The sequence below is a fragment of the Nocardioides immobilis genome (assembly GCF_003515065.1).
GTDB lineage: Bacteria > Actinomycetota > Actinomycetes > Propionibacteriales > Nocardioidaceae > Nocardioides > Nocardioides immobilis.
In genome coordinates, this window is sequence record NZ_QXGH01000014.1 from 91266 (window position 1) to 105164 (window position 13899).

At 67.9% G+C, this 13899-nt stretch carries 25 protein-coding genes; all 25 read right to left on the reverse strand.

Going from position 1 to position 13899, the window contains the following annotated elements; translation table 11 throughout:
• Window positions 1-11: 11 nt before the first annotated feature.
• Window positions 12-1145, reverse strand: coding sequence for an isochorismate synthase (locus tag D0Z08_RS10490; RefSeq protein ID WP_147381393.1), 1134 nt, complete (start codon window positions 1143-1145; stop codon window positions 12-14).
• Window positions 1142-1963: a type I methionyl aminopeptidase gene (map, locus tag D0Z08_RS10495; protein WP_118925190.1), complete on the reverse strand. Its 822-nt coding sequence runs from the start codon at window positions 1961-1963 to the stop codon at window positions 1142-1144. Before map ends, D0Z08_RS10490 begins: the two co-directional genes overlap by 4 nt.
• Before the next feature lie 68 nt (window positions 1964-2031).
• Window positions 2032-2607: an adenylate kinase gene (locus D0Z08_RS10500; protein ID WP_118925191.1), complete on the reverse strand. Its 576-nt coding sequence runs from the start codon at window positions 2605-2607 to the stop codon at window positions 2032-2034.
• Window positions 2604-3902, reverse strand: coding sequence for a preprotein translocase subunit SecY (secY, locus tag D0Z08_RS10505; RefSeq protein WP_118925192.1), 1299 nt, complete (start codon window positions 3900-3902; stop codon window positions 2604-2606). Before secY ends, D0Z08_RS10500 begins: the two co-directional genes overlap by 4 nt.
• A 122-nt stretch (window positions 3903-4024) precedes the next feature.
• Window positions 4025-4465, reverse strand: a complete 441-nt coding sequence (gene rplO, locus D0Z08_RS10510; protein WP_118925193.1) for a 50S ribosomal protein L15 — start codon at window positions 4463-4465, stop codon at window positions 4025-4027.
• Between the two features lies 1 nt (window position 4466).
• Window positions 4467-4649 (reverse strand): 50S ribosomal protein L30, encoded by a 183-nt coding sequence (rpmD, locus tag D0Z08_RS10515; RefSeq protein ID WP_118925194.1) that lies wholly within the window; start codon window positions 4647-4649, stop codon window positions 4467-4469.
• Entirely contained in the window at window positions 4649-5287 is a 639-nt protein-coding gene (rpsE, locus tag D0Z08_RS10520) for a 30S ribosomal protein S5 (RefSeq protein ID WP_118925195.1), read from the reverse strand. Before rpsE ends, rpmD begins: the two co-directional genes overlap by 1 nt.
• A 27-nt stretch (window positions 5288-5314) precedes the next feature.
• Window positions 5315-5698, reverse strand: a complete 384-nt coding sequence (gene rplR / locus D0Z08_RS10525) for a 50S ribosomal protein L18 (protein WP_118925196.1) — start codon at window positions 5696-5698, stop codon at window positions 5315-5317.
• Window positions 5699-5700: 2 nt separating this feature from the next.
• On the reverse strand, window positions 5701-6252 hold the full coding sequence (gene rplF / locus D0Z08_RS10530; protein WP_118925197.1) for a 50S ribosomal protein L6: 552 nt from the start codon (window positions 6250-6252) through the stop codon (window positions 5701-5703).
• A gap of 25 nt (window positions 6253-6277) precedes the next feature.
• Window positions 6278-6682, reverse strand: coding sequence for a 30S ribosomal protein S8 (rpsH, locus tag D0Z08_RS10535; RefSeq protein ID WP_118925198.1), 405 nt, complete (start codon window positions 6680-6682; stop codon window positions 6278-6280).
• A 71-nt stretch (window positions 6683-6753) separates the two neighbouring features.
• Window positions 6754-6939 carry a type Z 30S ribosomal protein S14 gene (locus D0Z08_RS10540; RefSeq protein ID WP_118925199.1) on the reverse strand — a complete coding sequence of 62 codons (186 nt, stop codon included), beginning with the start codon at window positions 6937-6939 and terminating at the stop codon, window positions 6754-6756.
• 1 nt (window position 6940) lies between these two features.
• Window positions 6941-7534, reverse strand: coding sequence for a 50S ribosomal protein L5 (gene rplE, locus D0Z08_RS10545; RefSeq protein ID WP_118925200.1), 594 nt, complete (start codon window positions 7532-7534; stop codon window positions 6941-6943).
• Window positions 7534-7920, reverse strand: a complete 387-nt coding sequence (gene rplX / locus D0Z08_RS10550; RefSeq protein ID WP_118925201.1) for a 50S ribosomal protein L24 — start codon at window positions 7918-7920, stop codon at window positions 7534-7536. The genes rplE and rplX overlap by 1 nt, the downstream gene beginning before the upstream one ends.
• Window positions 7920-8288 carry a 50S ribosomal protein L14 gene (gene rplN / locus D0Z08_RS10555; protein ID WP_118925202.1) on the reverse strand — a complete coding sequence of 123 codons (369 nt, stop codon included), beginning with the start codon at window positions 8286-8288 and terminating at the stop codon, window positions 7920-7922. Before rplN ends, rplX begins: the two co-directional genes overlap by 1 nt.
• Window positions 8289-8368: 80 nt before the next feature.
• Complete coding sequence (gene rpsQ / locus D0Z08_RS10560) at window positions 8369-8659, reverse strand: 30S ribosomal protein S17 (protein ID WP_118925203.1); 291 nt, start codon at window positions 8657-8659, stop codon at window positions 8369-8371.
• The gene (gene rpmC / locus D0Z08_RS10565) at window positions 8656-8895 is read right to left on the reverse strand and encodes a 50S ribosomal protein L29 (RefSeq protein WP_118925204.1); all 240 of its coding nucleotides are present in this window, start codon (window positions 8893-8895) and stop codon (window positions 8656-8658) included. Before rpmC ends, rpsQ begins: the two co-directional genes overlap by 4 nt.
• Window positions 8895-9314: a 50S ribosomal protein L16 gene (gene rplP / locus D0Z08_RS10570; protein ID WP_118925205.1), complete on the reverse strand. Its 420-nt coding sequence runs from the start codon at window positions 9312-9314 to the stop codon at window positions 8895-8897. Before rplP ends, rpmC begins: the two co-directional genes overlap by 1 nt.
• A gap of 3 nt (window positions 9315-9317) precedes the next feature.
• On the reverse strand, window positions 9318-10142 hold the full coding sequence (rpsC, locus tag D0Z08_RS10575) for a 30S ribosomal protein S3 (protein WP_118925206.1): 825 nt from the start codon (window positions 10140-10142) through the stop codon (window positions 9318-9320).
• Window positions 10142-10570: a 50S ribosomal protein L22 gene (rplV, locus tag D0Z08_RS10580; protein WP_118925207.1), complete on the reverse strand. Its 429-nt coding sequence runs from the start codon at window positions 10568-10570 to the stop codon at window positions 10142-10144. The genes rpsC and rplV overlap by 1 nt, the downstream gene beginning before the upstream one ends.
• Window positions 10567-10848, reverse strand: coding sequence for a 30S ribosomal protein S19 (gene rpsS / locus D0Z08_RS10585; protein WP_109694766.1), 282 nt, complete (start codon window positions 10846-10848; stop codon window positions 10567-10569). The genes rplV and rpsS overlap by 4 nt, the downstream gene beginning before the upstream one ends.
• 5 nt (window positions 10849-10853) lie before the next feature.
• Complete coding sequence (rplB, locus tag D0Z08_RS10590; protein ID WP_118925208.1) at window positions 10854-11690, reverse strand: 50S ribosomal protein L2; 837 nt, start codon at window positions 11688-11690, stop codon at window positions 10854-10856.
• A gap of 29 nt (window positions 11691-11719) precedes the next feature.
• The gene (gene rplW / locus D0Z08_RS10595; RefSeq protein ID WP_118925209.1) at window positions 11720-12025 is read right to left on the reverse strand and encodes a 50S ribosomal protein L23; all 306 of its coding nucleotides are present in this window, start codon (window positions 12023-12025) and stop codon (window positions 11720-11722) included.
• Window positions 12022-12669, reverse strand: coding sequence for a 50S ribosomal protein L4 (gene rplD, locus D0Z08_RS10600; RefSeq protein ID WP_118925210.1), 648 nt, complete (start codon window positions 12667-12669; stop codon window positions 12022-12024). Before rplD ends, rplW begins: the two co-directional genes overlap by 4 nt.
• A gap of 5 nt (window positions 12670-12674) precedes the next feature.
• Window positions 12675-13325, reverse strand: a complete 651-nt coding sequence (gene rplC / locus D0Z08_RS10605) for a 50S ribosomal protein L3 (RefSeq protein ID WP_118925211.1) — start codon at window positions 13323-13325, stop codon at window positions 12675-12677.
• Window positions 13326-13335: 10 nt separating this feature from the next.
• Window positions 13336-13644, reverse strand: coding sequence for a 30S ribosomal protein S10 (gene rpsJ, locus D0Z08_RS10610; RefSeq protein ID WP_007078637.1), 309 nt, complete (start codon window positions 13642-13644; stop codon window positions 13336-13338).
• Between the last annotated feature and the right edge of the window lie 255 nt (window positions 13645-13899).

Genomic DNA, 13899 nt, shown 5'->3' on the forward strand with positions numbered 1-13899 from the left:
GGACCGCGCCGCTATCCCAGGCCGGCGACGCGCGTCATCGTCTCGAGCTTCGCACCGGTCTCGCGGACCTCCGAGTCGGGATCGGAGCCGGCGACGATCCCGGCGCCGGCGAACAACCGCATCCGCGCACCGTCGATCACGGCGGCCCGGATGGTGATCGCGAAGACGCCGTCGCCGGACTCGTCGACCCAGCCGACGCAGCCGGCGAAGTAGTCGCGCAGGTCGCCTTCGAGGTCCGCGATCGCCTCGGCGGCCGCCTTGGCGGGCACCCCTCCGACGGCGGGCGTGGGGTGCAGCATCTGGGCGAGCCGGAGCGCGCTGGGCCCGGAGTCGGGATCCTCGAGTCGCGCCGTGATCGGGGACGCGAGGTGCCAGACGGTGTCGGTCGCGAGCAGGGTCGGTCCGGTCGGCGGCTCGACGTCGACGCAGACCTCCTTGAGCGCGTGCACGATCGCGTCGACGACGAACGCGTGCTCGGCGAGGTCCTTGGCGGAAGCGCGCAGCGCGTCGGCCCGGCGGGCGTCCTCGTCGGGACCGGGCGAGCGCGGCACCGACCCGGCCAGCGGAGTGCAGGCGATCCGGTCACCCTCGCGGCTGACGAGGAGCTCGGGGCTGGCGCCGACGAGCAGCGGGCCGTCCTCGAGGCCCTCGGTGAGCGGCACCGAGAAGACGTAGCGGCCGGGACGGGTCACCAGCAGCCGGTCGATGATCTCGGCGGGCTCGAGCGGCGGGTCGCTGATCACGTCGAGGCAGCGCCCGATCACGACCTTGCGCACGACGCCCGCGGCGATCTTGTCGAGCACTGCCCGCACCATGTCGGCGTACGCCGCCGGGGTCGGGAACTCGTGCACGTCGTAGGTGCGGGCACGGGGCGGCGACGCCGGTCGGTGCAGTGGTCGCTCGGAGCCGACCACCTGGTGCAGGATGCCGGGCGCACCGGCGGCGAACGACAGGGCGCCGATCGCCCGCTCCCCGGGCTCCAGCGCGGCGACGACCTGGTCCGCCCAGCCGGGGTCGGCGCCGTCCGGGGTGATCCAGGTGCGGAGCACCCGGTCGGCGACGTACGCCTCCTCGCCGGAGGCGAAGAGGAGCGGTCGGGCGGGCAGGGCCATGCTCGATGATAGGTCGACGCGCTCAGCGGTCACCCGGGGCCGCCGTACGGAGCCCCGAGCCGCTCGAGGTCGGCCCGGCCGCCGTCGTGCGCGGTCAGCACCCACACGCCGTCGTCGGTGAGCGCGAAGGTGTGCTCGAAGTGGGCTGCGCGGGAGCCGTCGGTGGTCACGACGGTCCAGTCGTCAGCGGTGACCGCGGTGTCCTTCGTGCCGAGGGTGATCATCGGCTCGACGGCCAGTGCGAGACCGCGCCTCAATCGAGGCCCGCGCCCGGGGCGGCCGTGGTTGGGCACGTCGGGCGGCAGGTGCATCGCGGTCCCGATGCCGTGTCCGGTGTAGCCCTCGACGATCCCGTAGTCGCCCGCCGCGCGGACGTGCTGCTCGATGGCGTGCGAGATGTCGCCGACCCGCCCGCCGGCCCTGGCCGCGGCCAGGCCGCGCCAGAGGGCCTCCTCGGTGACGCGCATCAGCTCGGTGACGTCATCGGGGACGTCGCCGACGGCGATGGTGATCGCGGCGTCGCCGTGCCAGCCATCGACGATCGCCCCGCAGTCGATCGAGACGACGTCGCCCTCCGCCAGCACCTGCGACCCCGGGATCCCGTGCACGACCGCCTCGTTGACCGACGCGCAGATCGTCGCCGGGAACGGCGGGTCGCCGTACCCGAGGAACGACGGCGTGGCCCCGCGCGACCGGATCAGGTCCGCGGCCACCTGGTCGAGCTCACCCGTGGACACACCCGGACGTACGGCGTCGCGCACCGCTGCCAGCGCATCGGCGACCACGAGCCCGGCCTCCCGCATCAGCAGGACCTGCTCCGGCGTCTTGATCTCCAGCCCGCTACCGAACACAGGGGACTACCGCCGGGCGCGCGACCGCGCAGCAGCGCGGTGCACCATCCGCGACGCGCTCGCGCGACTCAACTCTGCTCGACGTCGTCGAGGGCCTCGAAGATGCGCTTCGTGACGTCCTCGACCTCGCCCATGCCGTCGATCTCGTGGACCAGGCCACGTTCCTTGTAGACGGAGATGAGCGGCTCGGTCTCGGCGAGGTAGATCTCCTGGCGCCGACGGATGACCTCTTCGGTGTCGTCGGCACGACCCTCGGTCTGGGCGCGCGCGAGCAGCCGCGCCACGAGCTCGTCCTGGTCGGCCGTGATCGCCACGACGGCGTCGAGCTGGTGCCCGGTGTCGACGATCATCGAGTCGAGCTCCTCCACCTGGGCCAGGGTGCGCGGGTAGCCGTCGAGCAGGAAGCCCGGCTGGGCGTCGTCCTCGGCGATCCGGTTGCGCACCATCTGGTTGGTGACCTCGTCGGGGACGTACTCGCCCGCGTCCATGTACTTCTTCGCCTCGACTCCCAGCGGCGTGCCCTGGGAGACGTTGGCGCGGAAGATGTCGCCGGTGGAGATCGCCGGCACCCCGAAATGCTCGGCGACGAACTTGGCCTGGGTGCCCTTGCCGGCGCCCGGGGGGCCCATGAGAATCAGCCTCATCGAAGGAATCCTTCGTAGTTGCGCTGCTGGAGCTGGCTCTCGATCTGCTTCACCGTGTCAAGGGCGACACCCACCATGATCAGGATGGACGTGCCCCCGAAGGGGAAGTTCTGGTTGGCGTCGATCAGCACCAGCGCGATCAGCGGGATGAGGGAGATCAGACCCAGGTAGAGAGCACCCGGCAGCGTGATGCGGGAAAGGACGTAGGACAGATAGTCCTGGGTCGGCTTGCCCGCCCGGATCCCGGGGATGAAGCCGCCGTACTTCTTCATGTTGTCGGCCACCTCTTGCGGGTTGAAGGTGATCGAGACGTAGAAGTAGGTGAAGAAGATGATGAGCAGGAAGTACGTCGCCATGTAGAGCGGGTGGTCACCGACGACGAAGTAGTCGGCGACGAACCGCACCCAGGCGGAGTCGCTGGTCTGGTTGAACTGCACCGCCATCGCGGGCAGGTAGAGCAGCGACGAGGCGAAGATGACCGGGATGATGCCGGCCTGGTTGACCTTCAACGGGATGTACGTCGAGCTGCCGCCGAACATCTTGCGGCCGACCATCCGTCGGGCGTACTGCACCGGGATCCGGCGCTGCGCCTGCTCGATGAAGATGACGCCGGCGACGATGACGAGACCGATCGCGATCACGATGCTGAACGTCCACCAGCCCTGCTGCTTCTGCACTGCCCAGAGCGCGGCGGGGAAGGTCGCGACGACCTGCGTGAAGATCAGGATCGACATGCCGTTGCCGATGCCGCGCTCGGTGATCAGCTCACCGAGCCACATGATCACGGCGGTGCCGGCGGTCATGGTCGTGACGATGACGAGGAACGTCGTCGTGTTGTCGTGGTGGAGCAGCGGCTCCTCGCAGTTCTGCAGCAGGCTGCCGGTGCGCGCGAGCGCCACGATGCCGGTCGCCTGGAGGAGCGCGAGCCCGAGGGTCAGGTAGCGGGTGTACTGCGTGATCTTCGTCTGACCGGCCTGGCCCTCCTTCTTGAGGGCCTCGAGCCGCGGGATCACGACGACGAGCAGCTGCAGGATGATGCTCGCCGTGATGTACGGCATGATCCCGAGCGCGAAGATCGTCAGCTGCAGCAGCGCGCCACCGGAGAACAGGTTGATCAGGTTGTAGATGCCGGTGTTGTTCGCCTCGTCACCCAGACACTGCTGGACGTTGGCGACGTGCACACCGGGGGCCGGGATCTGGGATCCGGCCCGGAAGATCACGATGATGAACAGGACGAACAGCAGCTTGCGCCGCAGGTCCGGAGTCCGGAATGCGTTGACGAACGCGCTGAGCACTGAAGGTCCTCTTTCTCATAGGGCCGTCGACACCTGAGGGCCGTCGGGAAGCCTAACAGGGAGCGAGAAAGGCGCGGCCAGCCTGGTGACCAGGCCGGCCGCGCCTCAACTCTTGGGGCTCGTCACAGAACGGTGACGCTGCCGCCGGCACTCTCGATCTTCTCCTTGGCGGAGTTCGAGAAGGCGTTGGCGCTCACCGCCACCTTGACGGAGATCTCGCCCTGGCCGAGCACCTTCACGGGCTCGCCCTTGCGGACAGCGCCGCGGGCGACGAGCAGCTCCGGGGTGACGTCTCCGCCCTCCGGGAACAGCGCGCTGATCCGGTCGAGGTTGACGACCTGGAACGTGACCTTGAAGGGGTTCTTGAAGCCCTTGAGCTTCGGCAGCCGCATGTGCAGCGGCATCTGGCCACCCTCGAAGGCCACCGGCACCTGGTAGCGGGCCTTCGTGCCCTTGGTACCGCGACCGGCGGTCTTGCCCTTGGAACCCTCACCGCGGCCGACGCGGGTCTTGGCCTTCTTGGCCCCCGGCGCCGGGCGCAGGTGGTGCAGCTTGAGCGTCATTTCACTCCACCTCTTCGACCGTCACGAGGTGACGGACGGTCTGGACCATGCCCCGGATCTCCGGGCGGTCCTCCTTGACGACGACGTCACCGATCCGCTTGAGGCCGAGCGAACGCAGCGTCTCGCGCTGGTTCTGCTTGCAGCCGATCGACGACTTCTTCTGCTGGACCTTGAGCTGAGCCATCAGGAGCTCACCCCTGAAGCGGCCTTGGCCGCAGCAGCGGCCTCCTCCTCGCCCAGTGCCTTCGCCTTGAGCAGCGCCGCCGGGGCGACGTCCTCGACGGGGAGGCCGCGGCGCGAGGCCACGGTCTCCGGCATCTCGAGCATCTGCAGCGCCGCAACGGTCGCGTGCACGATGTTGATCTGGTTGGACGAGCCCAGCGACTTGCTGAGCACGTCGTGGATGCCGGCGCACTCGAGTACGGCGCGCACCGGGCCACCGGCGATCACACCGGTACCGGGCGCGGCCGGACGCAGGAAGACGACACCGGCGGCCTTCTCGCCCTGCACCGGGTGCGGGATGGTGCCCTGGATGCGGGGGACGCGGAAGAAGTTCTTCTTCGCCTCCTCGACACCCTTGGCGATCGCCGCGGGCACCTCCTTGGCCTTGCCGTAGCCGACGCCGACCAGACCGTCACCGTCGCCGACGACCACGAGGGCGGTGAAGCTGAAGCGACGACCACCCTTCACGACCTTGGCGACGCGGTTGATCGCGACGACCCGCTCGACGTACTGGCTCTTGTCCGCGCCGCCGCGACGGTCGTCGCGACCACCGCGTCCGCGGTCGCCACCCGAACGCTGTCCGCGCTGGGGTCCGCTCATGATTTCTCCTCAGTCCTTGCTTCGCGATCAGAAGGTCAGGCCACCGGCGCGAGCGCCGTCGGCCAGGGCCGCGATGCGACCGTGGTACTTGTTGCCGGCCCGGTCGAAGACGACCGATTCGACACCGAGCTCCTTGGCACGGGCGGCAACGAGCTCGCCGACCTTCTTCGCCTTGGCGGTCTTGTCACCTTCGTACGACCGCACGTCGCCCTCCATGGTGGAGGCGTACGCCAGGGTCTTGCCGACCAGGTCGTCGACGACCTGGACCGTGATGTGCTTGGTCGACCGGGTGACCACCAGGCGCGGACGCTCGGCGGTGCCGGAGATCTTCTTGCGGCCACGAATCTGCCGGCGCAGCCGCGACTTGGCGCGCGCCGAGAGGTGCCGCTGGTGCTTGAGTGTGATCGCCATGGTCACTTACCAGCCTTTCCGACCTTGCGACGGACATGCTCGCCGGCGTACCGGACGCCCTTGCCCTTGTACGGCTCGGGCTTGCGGAGCTTGCGAATGTTGGCCGCGATCTCGCCGACCTGCTGCTTGTCGATGCCGACGACACCGAGCTTGGTCGTGCCCTCGACGTTGAAGGTGATGCCTTCGGGAGCGTCGAAGATGATCGGGTGGGAGTAACCGAGCTGGAACTCCAGCTGGGTCGGGCCCTTGGACAGGACGCGGTAACCGACGCCCACGATCTCGAGCTTCTTCTCGTAGCCCTCGGTCACGCCCACGACCATGTTGTTGATCAGGGTGCGGGTCAGACCGTGCAGCGACTTGCTGATGCGCTCGTCGTCGGGGCGCTTGACGTCCAAAACCGGGGCGCCGCCTTCGTCGTTTCGTTCGACGATGATCGGGGCGGCCACGGTGTGGGTGAGGGTGCCCTTGGGGCCCTTCACCGTCACGACGGGACCGTCGAGCACTACGTCGACACCGGCCGGGACCGGGACGGGGAGCTTGCCAATACGCGACATTGCTATTCCTCTCTTCCTGGTCTCGTCACCAGACGTAGGCGAGGACTTCCCCACCCACGCCCTTCTGGTTGGCCTGACGGTCGGTCAGCAGGCCCTGGCTCGTGGAGATGATCGCGACGCCGAGGCCGCCGAGCACCTTCGGGAGACCCGTGTGCTTGGCGTAGACCCGCAGACCGGGCTTGCTGATCCGGCGGACGCCGGCGATCGAGCGCTCACGGCTGCGGCCGTACTTGAGCGTGATCGTGAGCGTCTTGCCGACGCCGTTCTCGTTGTCGGCCACGTCGAAGGAGGTGATGTACCCCTCCTGCTTGAGGATCTCCGCGACGCCCTGCTTCAGCTTGCTGTAGGGCATCGCGACCGTGTCGTGGTACGCCTGGTTGGCGTTGCGCAGACGAGTCAGCATGTCTGCGATCGGGTCGGTCATCGTCATGATGTGTGTTTTCCTTCTGCTGCGGTTTCCGCCCGCACTGGGCAGCTCGGACCTTCAGCTGTTATTGGTGATTACCAGCTCGACTTGGTGACGCCGGGAAGCTCGCCCCGGTGGGCCATCTCCCGCAGGCAGATCCGGCACAGGCCGAACTTGCGGTAGACCGACTTGGGCCGGCCGCAACGCTGGCAACGGGTGTAGCCGCGCACCGCGAACTTGGGCTTGCGGGCCGCCTTGACCCGCAGCGATGTCTTCGCCATGTCAGTTCTCCTTGAACGGGAAGCCGAGCTGCTTCAGCAGCGCGCGACCCTGCTCGTCGTTGGTCGCAGTGGTGACGATCGTGATGTCCATGCCGCGGCTGCGGTCGACCTTGTCCTGGTCGATCTCGTGGAACATGACCTGCTCGGTGAGACCGAAGGTGTAGTTGCCCTTGCCGTCGAACTGCTTCGGGCTCAGACCACGGAAGTCACGGATACGCGGCAGCGCGAGCGTCAGCAGCCGGTCCAGGAACTCCCACATCCGGTCGCCGCGCAGCGTGACGTGCGTGCCGATCGGCATGCCCTCGCGCAGCTTGAACTGGGCGATCGACTTGCGGGCCTTGGTGACGGCCGGCTTCTGGCCGGTGATCGCCGTCAGGTCGCGGATGGCGCCCTCGATCAGCTTCGAGTCGCGAGCCGCCTCGCCGACACCCATGTTGACCACGATCTTGGTCAGGCCGGGCACCTGCATGATGTTGGCGATCTCGAACTCCGACCGCAGCGCGGGGAGGATCTCCTCGCGGTACCTGGTCTTGAGCCGCGGGGTGACCTTCGCCGAAGACTCCGTCACGGGCGCCTCTGTTGCCTGCTCGCTCATCAGATTTCCTTCCCCGTCTTGCGGGAGATCCGGACGCTGCGCGTCGACGGGTACTCCGAGCCGTCGGGGCGACGCTTGGTGACCTCGACCCGCTTGTAGGCCACGCGGGTGACGCCGTCACCCTCGACCAGCATCACGTTGGAGACGTGGATGGGGGCCTCGGTGGTGATGATCCCGCCGGTGTTGCCGGCGCGACCGCCCTGGTTGACGACCTTGGTGTGCTTCTTGATCCGGTTGACGCCCTCGACGATCACCCGCTGCTCCTCGCGGAGCACCTTGATGACCTTGCCCTCGGCGCCCTTGTCCTTGCCCGCGATCACCTTGACGGTGTCGCCCTTCTTGATGGCGATCTTCGCCGGCTTCTTCTGGGCGTTCGACTTGGTCATCACAGCACCTCCGGCGCGAGCGAGATGATCTTCATGAACTTCTTCTCCCGCAGCTCGCGGCCGACGGGACCGAAGATGCGGGTGCCGCGCGGCTCGCCGTCGCTCTTGAGGATCACGGCGGCGTTCTCGTCGAACTTGATGTAAGAACCGTCGGAACGACGGCGCTCCTTGACGGTCCGGACGATGACGGCCTTGACGACGTCACCCTTCTTCACGTTGCCACCGGGGATCGCGTCCTTCACGGTGGCGACGATGGTGTCGCCGATCCCGGCGTAGCGTCGACCCGAGCCACCGAGAACCCGGATGCAAAGGATCTCCTTGGCACCGGTGTTGTCGGCGACCTTGAGTCGCGACTCCTGCTGAATCATTTCTTCTCCTGGTTGTCGTGCCGGTTCTCAGCGCCTCGCGAGCGGTGAGCCTGGCCGAACTTGCCGAAAATTTGGTGGAGCTACTTGGCCCGCTCGAGGATCTGGACGACGCGCCAGCGCTTGGTCGCGGACAGCGGCCGGGTCTCCATGATCAGGACGCGGTCACCGACACCACACTCGTTCTGCTCGTCGTGCGCCTTCAGCCGGGTGTTGCGCCGCAGCACCTTGCCGTACAGCGCGTGCTTGACGCGGTCCTCGACGGACACGACGACGGTCTTGTCCATCTTGTCGCTGACGACCATGCCCTCGCGCGTCTTGCGCGAGTTGCGCTCGACGGTGCCGTTGGCGCCCTCGTTTGACTCAGTGCTCATGCGCTCTCCTCCTCCGAACCCGGGGCGGTCCGGATGCCGAGCTCGCGCTCACGCACCACGGTGTAGATCCGGGCGATGTCCTTCTTGACCGTGCGGAGCCGACCGTGGGACTCCAGCTGGCCGGTGGCCGCCTGGAACCGCAGGTTGAACAGCTCCTCCTTGGCCTCGCGCAGCTTGGCCTCGAGGTCGATGTCGTTGAGCTCGTCGAGCTCGTGGGCCTTGACGTCCTGACTCATCAGAACTCACCAGCCTCTCGGGTGATGAAGCGGCACTTCATGGGCAGCTTGTGGATGGCACGGCGCATCGCCTCGCGAGCGGTTTCCTCGTCCACACCGGACAGCTCGAACATGACGCGACCGGGCTTGACGTTGGCGACCCACCACTCGGGCGAGCCCTTACCGGAACCCATCCGGGTCTCGGCCGGCTTCTTGGTCAGCGGGCGGTCCGGGTAGATGTTGATCCACACCTTGCCGCCACGCTTGATGTGGCGGGTCATGGCGATACGCGCGGACTCGATCTGCCGGTTGGTCACGTAGTGACCCTCGACCGCCTGGATCCCGAAGTCACCGAACGCGAGCGTGGTGCCACCCTTCGCGGCACCCCGACGCTTCGGGTGGTGCTGCTTGCGGTGCTTGACGCGACGCGGCATCAACATGGCTCAGGACTCCGTTCCGCTGGTGGGAGCAGTCGGCTCGGCCTGGGCGGCACCGGCGTCGGCGGCCGGAGCCTCGCGGTCCGAGCGGGTCGGACGGTCGCCGCGCGACCCACGGGTCGGACGGTCCCCGCCACGCGTGGGACGGCCACCGCGGCCGGGGACACCGGCGCGGGCAGCGGCCTGGGCCTGACGCTCGGCACGGGTGCCGGCGACCTCGCCCTTGTAGATCCACACCTTCACGCCGATCCGGCCGAAGGTGGTGCGGGCCTCGTAGAAGCCGTAGTCGATGTCGGCACGCAGCGTGTGCAGCGGGACGCGACCCTCGCGGTAGAACTCGGTGCGCGACATCTCGGCGCCGTTGAGGCGGCCGGAGCACTGGATCCGGATGCCCTTGGCACCGGAACGCATCGAGGTCTGCATGGCCTTGCGCATCGCGCGGCGGAACTGGACACGGCCCGACAGCTGCTCCGCGACGCCCTGGGCGACGAGCTGAGCGTCGACCTCGGGGTTCTTGACCTCGAGGATGTTCAGCTGGACCTGCTTGCCGGTGAGCTTCTCGAGCTCGCCACGGATCCGGTCGGCCTCCGCGCCGCGGCGGCCGATGACGATGCCCGGCCGGGCGGTGTGGATGTCGACGCGGACCCGGTCACGGGTGCGCTCGATCTCGACCTTGGCGATGCCGGCCCGCTCCATGCCCTTGGAGAGCAGCTTGCGGATCGCGACGTCCTCGCCGACGTACGCCTTGTAGAGCTTGTCGGCGTACCAGCGCGACTTGTGGTCGGTGGAGATTCCGAGGCGGAAGCCGTTCGGGTTGATCTTCTGACCCATTACTTCTTGGCCCCCTTCTTGGACTGCGCGACAACTTCTGCGGGCTGGACCACGATCGTGATGTGGCTGGTGCGCTTGTTGATCCGGGTGGCCCGGCCCTGCGCACGCGGGCGCCAGCGCTTCATCGTGGGGCCCTCGTCGACCTGCGCGACCGAGACGACCAGGTCACCGGTGGGCAGGCCCTCGGTGGTCCCGGCGTTGGCGATGGCGCTGTCGAGCACCTTGCCGACGGTCTTGGCAGCGGCCTGCGGGGTGAACGCGAGGATCGACTGCGCCTCGTCCACGGGCAGGCCGCGGACCAGGTCGACGACCCGGCGGGCCTTCATCGGAGTGATCCGGACGTAGCGCGCGCTCGCGAACGCACCCGGCTGGTCGCCGAGGAGCGTGTCGCGGCGGGCGCTGGTGCGCCGGCGGTCGGTGGTGGTCATCGACGACGTCCCTTCCGGTCTTCCTTGACGTGGCCGCGGTAGGTGCGGGTGGGGGCGAACTCGCCCAGCTTGTGGCCGACCATGGAGTCGGACACGAACACCGGCACGTGCTTGCGACCGTCGTGGACGGCGATCGTGTGGCCGATCATCGCCGGGACGATCATCGAGCGGCGCGACCACGTCTTGATGACGTTGTGGCTGCCCTTCTCGTTCTCGGCGTCCACCTTCTTCATCAGGTGGTCGTCGACGAAGGGGCCCTTCTTCAGGCTGCGAGGCATCTTGGTTACTTCCTACCCTTGCCGGACTTGCGACGACGGATGATCTGGGAGTCGGAGGCCTTGCGCTTGCGCGTCCGGCCCTCCGGCTTGCCCCACGGCGAGACCGGGTGGCGACCACCGGAGGTCTTGCCCTCACCACCGCCGTGCGGGTGGTCGACGGGGTTCATGACGACACCGCGGACGGTCGGGCGCTTGCCCTTCCACCGCATCCGGCCGGCCTTGCCCCAGTTGATGTTGGACTGCTCGGCGTTGCCCACCTCACCGACCGTGGCGCGGCAGCGCACGTCGACGAACCGCATCTCGCCCGAGGGCAGACGCAGCGTGGCGCGCGAGCCCTCACGGGCGACGAGCTGAGCGCTGTTGCCGGCGGAGCGGGCCATCTTGGCGCCGCCACCGGGACGGAGCTCGATGCAGTGGATCGTCGTACCGACCGGGATGTTGCGCAGCGGCAGGTTGTTGCCGGGCTTGATGTCGGCACCGACACCGGACTCGATGCGCATGCCCTGGACGAGGTCCTTGGGCGCGATGATGTAGCGCTTCTCGCCGTCGGCGTAGTGCAGCAGCGCGATCCGAGCCGTGCGGTTCGGGTCGTACTCGATGTGAGCGACCTTGGCCGGGACGCCGTCCTTGTCGTAGCGACGGAAGTCGACGATGCGGTAGGCCCGCTTGTGGCCACCGCCCTGGTGCCGGGTGGTGATCCGGCCCTGGTTGTTGCGGCCGCCCTTCTTCGGAAGCGGGCGCGTCAGCGACTTCTCCGGCGTGGTCCGGGTGATCTCGACGAAGTCGGCCACCGAGGAGCCACGACGGCCCGGGGTGGTCGGCTTGTACTTACGGATTGCCATATCTCTTCAGTCCTCGTATCAGAGCCCGGTCAGGCGACCGGACCTCCGAAGATGTCGATGCGGTGGCCCTCGGCGAGGCTGACGATCGCGCGCTTGGTGTCCTTGCGCTTGCCCATGCCGAACTTGGTACGGCGGGTCTTGCCCTGACGGTTCATCGTGTTGACCGAGGTCACCTTGACGTTGAACACCTTCTCGACCGCGATCTTGATCTCGGTCTTGTTGGCGTCCGGGTGCACCAGGAAGGTGTACTTGTTGACGTCGAGCAGGCTGTAGCTCTTCTCCGACACGACCGGCGCGATCAGGATGTCGCGGTGGTCCTTGTGCAGGGTGCTCACTTGTCTGCCTCCTCAGTCGACACCGGCTTCTTGCCGTAGGCGGCGCCGGAGACGAACGCGTCGTACGCGCCCTTGCTGAAGACCACGTCGTCGCTCGCGAGCACGTCGTAGGTGTTCAGCTGGTCGACGGCGACCAGGTGCACCTCGGGGGCGTTGCGCAGCGACAGCCAGGTGACGGTGTCGGTGCGCTCGAGGACCACGAGGTAGTTGTTGCGGTCGGTCAGCGAGCTGAGCGCGGCCAGGGCGTCCTTGGTCGACGGCTTGTCGCCGGAGACCAGGCCCTCGACCACGTGGATCCGCTCGTTGCGGGCCCGGTCGGTGAGGGCGCCACGCAGGGCGGCGGCCTTCATCTTCTTCGGGGTCCGCTGGCTGTAGTCACGCGGCTGCGGGCCGTGGACGACGCCACCGCCGGCGAACTGCGGAGCGCGGGTCGAGCCCTGACGGGCGCGGCCGGTGCCCTTCTGCTTGTAGGGCTTGCGGCCACCGCCGCGCACGTCGGCGCGGGTCTTGGTGGCGTGCGTGCCCTGACGCGCAGCAGCCTGCTGGGCGACGACGACCTGGTGGATCAGCGGGATGCTGACCTCGACGTCGAAGATCTCGTTGGGGAGCTCGACCTTCACGGTCTTGACACTGCTCTTGGCCATGTCGATCAGCCCTTCTTCGCAGAGGTCCGGAGGACGATGACGCCACCCTTGGGGCCGGGAACGGCGCCCTTGAGCAGGATCAGGCCCTTCTCGACGTCGACCGCGTGGACGGTGACGTTCTGGGTGGTGACGGTGTCGCTACCCATCCGGCCGGCCATCCGCATGCCCTTGAAGACACGGCCGGGGGTGGCGCACGCGCCGATCGAGCCCGGCTTGCGGTGGTTGCGGTGGGCACCGTGCGAGGCGCTCACGCCGGCGAAGCCGTGGCGCTTCATGACACCGGCGAAGCCCTTGCCCTTGCTGGTGCCGGTCACGTCGATGACGGTGCCCGGCTCGAAGGTGTCGACCGGGAGCTCCTGGCCCACGGTGTAGGTCGGGGCGTCCGCCGTACGGATCTCGATGAGGTGACGGCGCGGGGTCGTGCCGGCCTTGGCGAAGTGACCCGCCTGCGGCTGGTTGACCTTGCGGCCCTCGATCTCGCCGTAGCCGATCTGGATGGCGTTGTAGCCGTCCGGCTCGGGCTGGCGGACCTGGGTCACCACGTTGGTCGTGGCCGCGATGACGGTCACGGGGACGATGCGGTTGTTCTCGTCCCAGAGCTGGGTCATGCCGAGCTTGGTGCCCAGCAGGCCCTTCACGTTGCGTTCGATCGTCATGACAACAACCTCAGAGCTTGATCTCGATGTCGACGCCCGCCGGCAGGTCGAGCCGCATGAGGCTGTCGACGGTCTTCGGGGTGGGGTCGATGATGTCGATGAGGCGCTTGTGGGTGCGCATCTCGAAGTGCTCGCGGGAGTCCTTGTACTTGTGGGGCGAGCGGATGACGCAGAAGACGTTCTTCTCGGTCGGCAGCGGCACCGGGCCGGCGACCTTCGCACCCGTACGGGTGACGGTGTCAACGATCTTCCGCGCCGAGGTGTCGATCACCTCGTGGTCATAGGCCTTGAGCCTGATGCGGATCTTCTGTCCCGCCATAGGTCTCTCTCGTCCTTCTTCTCTCCACGCCTGCTGTGTCGAGACGTCCTCGGGTTTGAGTCGGTCCCGCCCTGTTCTCACCCCGCACCGCCGACCCCCGAGGTCGGGCGTGTCGCTGCCCAGAATCAAACTCTGTTCGGCGCACACGACCGCCGTGGCGGATCATGCTGTGTTGTCGGGGTGCCTGACGGTTCGTCAGGCTGATCGGGTCTCCTGGGTCCGGCGCTTCAGCACCACTGACCGCAATCCAGGAGC

What these genes read in the sequence shown, in the direction of transcription:
- rplF (WP_118925197.1), bottom strand. Translation starts at nt 6,252, where the DNA reads ATGTCGCGTATTGGCAAGCTCCCCGTCCCGGTCCCGGCCGGTGTCGAC.
- rpsJ (WP_007078637.1), bottom strand. Translation starts at nt 13,644, where the DNA reads ATGGCGGGACAGAAGATCCGCATCAGGCTCAAGGCCTATGACCACGAG.
- rplC (WP_118925211.1), bottom strand. Translation starts at nt 13,325, where the DNA reads ATGACGATCGAACGCAACGTGAAGGGCCTGCTGGGCACCAAGCTCGGC.
- D0Z08_RS10540 (WP_118925199.1), bottom strand. Translation starts at nt 6,939, where the DNA reads ATGGCGAAGACATCGCTGCGGGTCAAGGCGGCCCGCAAGCCCAAGTTC.
- rplP (WP_118925205.1), bottom strand. Translation starts at nt 9,314, where the DNA reads ATGTTGATGCCGCGTCGCGTCAAGCACCGCAAGCAGCACCACCCGAAG.
- D0Z08_RS10500 (WP_118925191.1), bottom strand. Translation starts at nt 2,607, where the DNA reads ATGAGGCTGATTCTCATGGGCCCCCCGGGCGCCGGCAAGGGCACCCAG.
- rplD (WP_118925210.1), bottom strand. Translation starts at nt 12,669, where the DNA reads ATGGCCAAGAGCAGTGTCAAGACCGTGAAGGTCGAGCTCCCCAACGAG.
- rplO (WP_118925193.1), bottom strand. Translation starts at nt 4,465, where the DNA reads ATGACGCTCAAGCTGCACCACCTGCGCCCGGCGCCGGGGGCCAAGAAG.
- rpsH (WP_118925198.1), bottom strand. Translation starts at nt 6,682, where the DNA reads ATGACGATGACCGACCCGATCGCAGACATGCTGACTCGTCTGCGCAAC.
- rplN (WP_118925202.1), bottom strand. Translation starts at nt 8,288, where the DNA reads ATGATTCAGCAGGAGTCGCGACTCAAGGTCGCCGACAACACCGGTGCC.
- rplE (WP_118925200.1), bottom strand. Translation starts at nt 7,534, where the DNA reads ATGAGCGAGCAGGCAACAGAGGCGCCCGTGACGGAGTCTTCGGCGAAG.
- rpmD (WP_118925194.1), bottom strand. Translation starts at nt 4,649, where the DNA reads ATGGCTCAGCTCAAGGTCCAGCAGAAGAAGTCGTCGATCGGCTGCAAG.
- rpsQ (WP_118925203.1), bottom strand. Translation starts at nt 8,659, where the DNA reads ATGAGCACTGAGTCAAACGAGGGCGCCAACGGCACCGTCGAGCGCAAC.
- rplX (WP_118925201.1), bottom strand. Translation starts at nt 7,920, where the DNA reads ATGACCAAGTCGAACGCCCAGAAGAAGCCGGCGAAGATCGCCATCAAG.
- rpsS (WP_109694766.1), bottom strand. Translation starts at nt 10,848, where the DNA reads ATGCCTCGCAGCCTGAAGAAGGGCCCCTTCGTCGACGACCACCTGATG.
- rpsC (WP_118925206.1), bottom strand. Translation starts at nt 10,142, where the DNA reads ATGGGTCAGAAGATCAACCCGAACGGCTTCCGCCTCGGAATCTCCACC.
- rpmC (WP_118925204.1), bottom strand. Translation starts at nt 8,895, where the DNA reads ATGAGTCAGGACGTCAAGGCCCACGAGCTCGACGAGCTCAACGACATC.
- rpsE (WP_118925195.1), bottom strand. Translation starts at nt 5,287, where the DNA reads ATGAGCGGACCCCAGCGCGGACAGCGTTCGGGTGGCGACCGCGGACGC.
- rplR (WP_118925196.1), bottom strand. Translation starts at nt 5,698, where the DNA reads ATGGCGATCACACTCAAGCACCAGCGGCACCTCTCGGCGCGCGCCAAG.
- rplB (WP_118925208.1), bottom strand. Translation starts at nt 11,690, where the DNA reads ATGGCAATCCGTAAGTACAAGCCGACCACCCCGGGCCGTCGTGGCTCC.
- rplV (WP_118925207.1), bottom strand. Translation starts at nt 10,570, where the DNA reads ATGACCACCACCGACCGCCGGCGCACCAGCGCCCGCCGCGACACGCTC.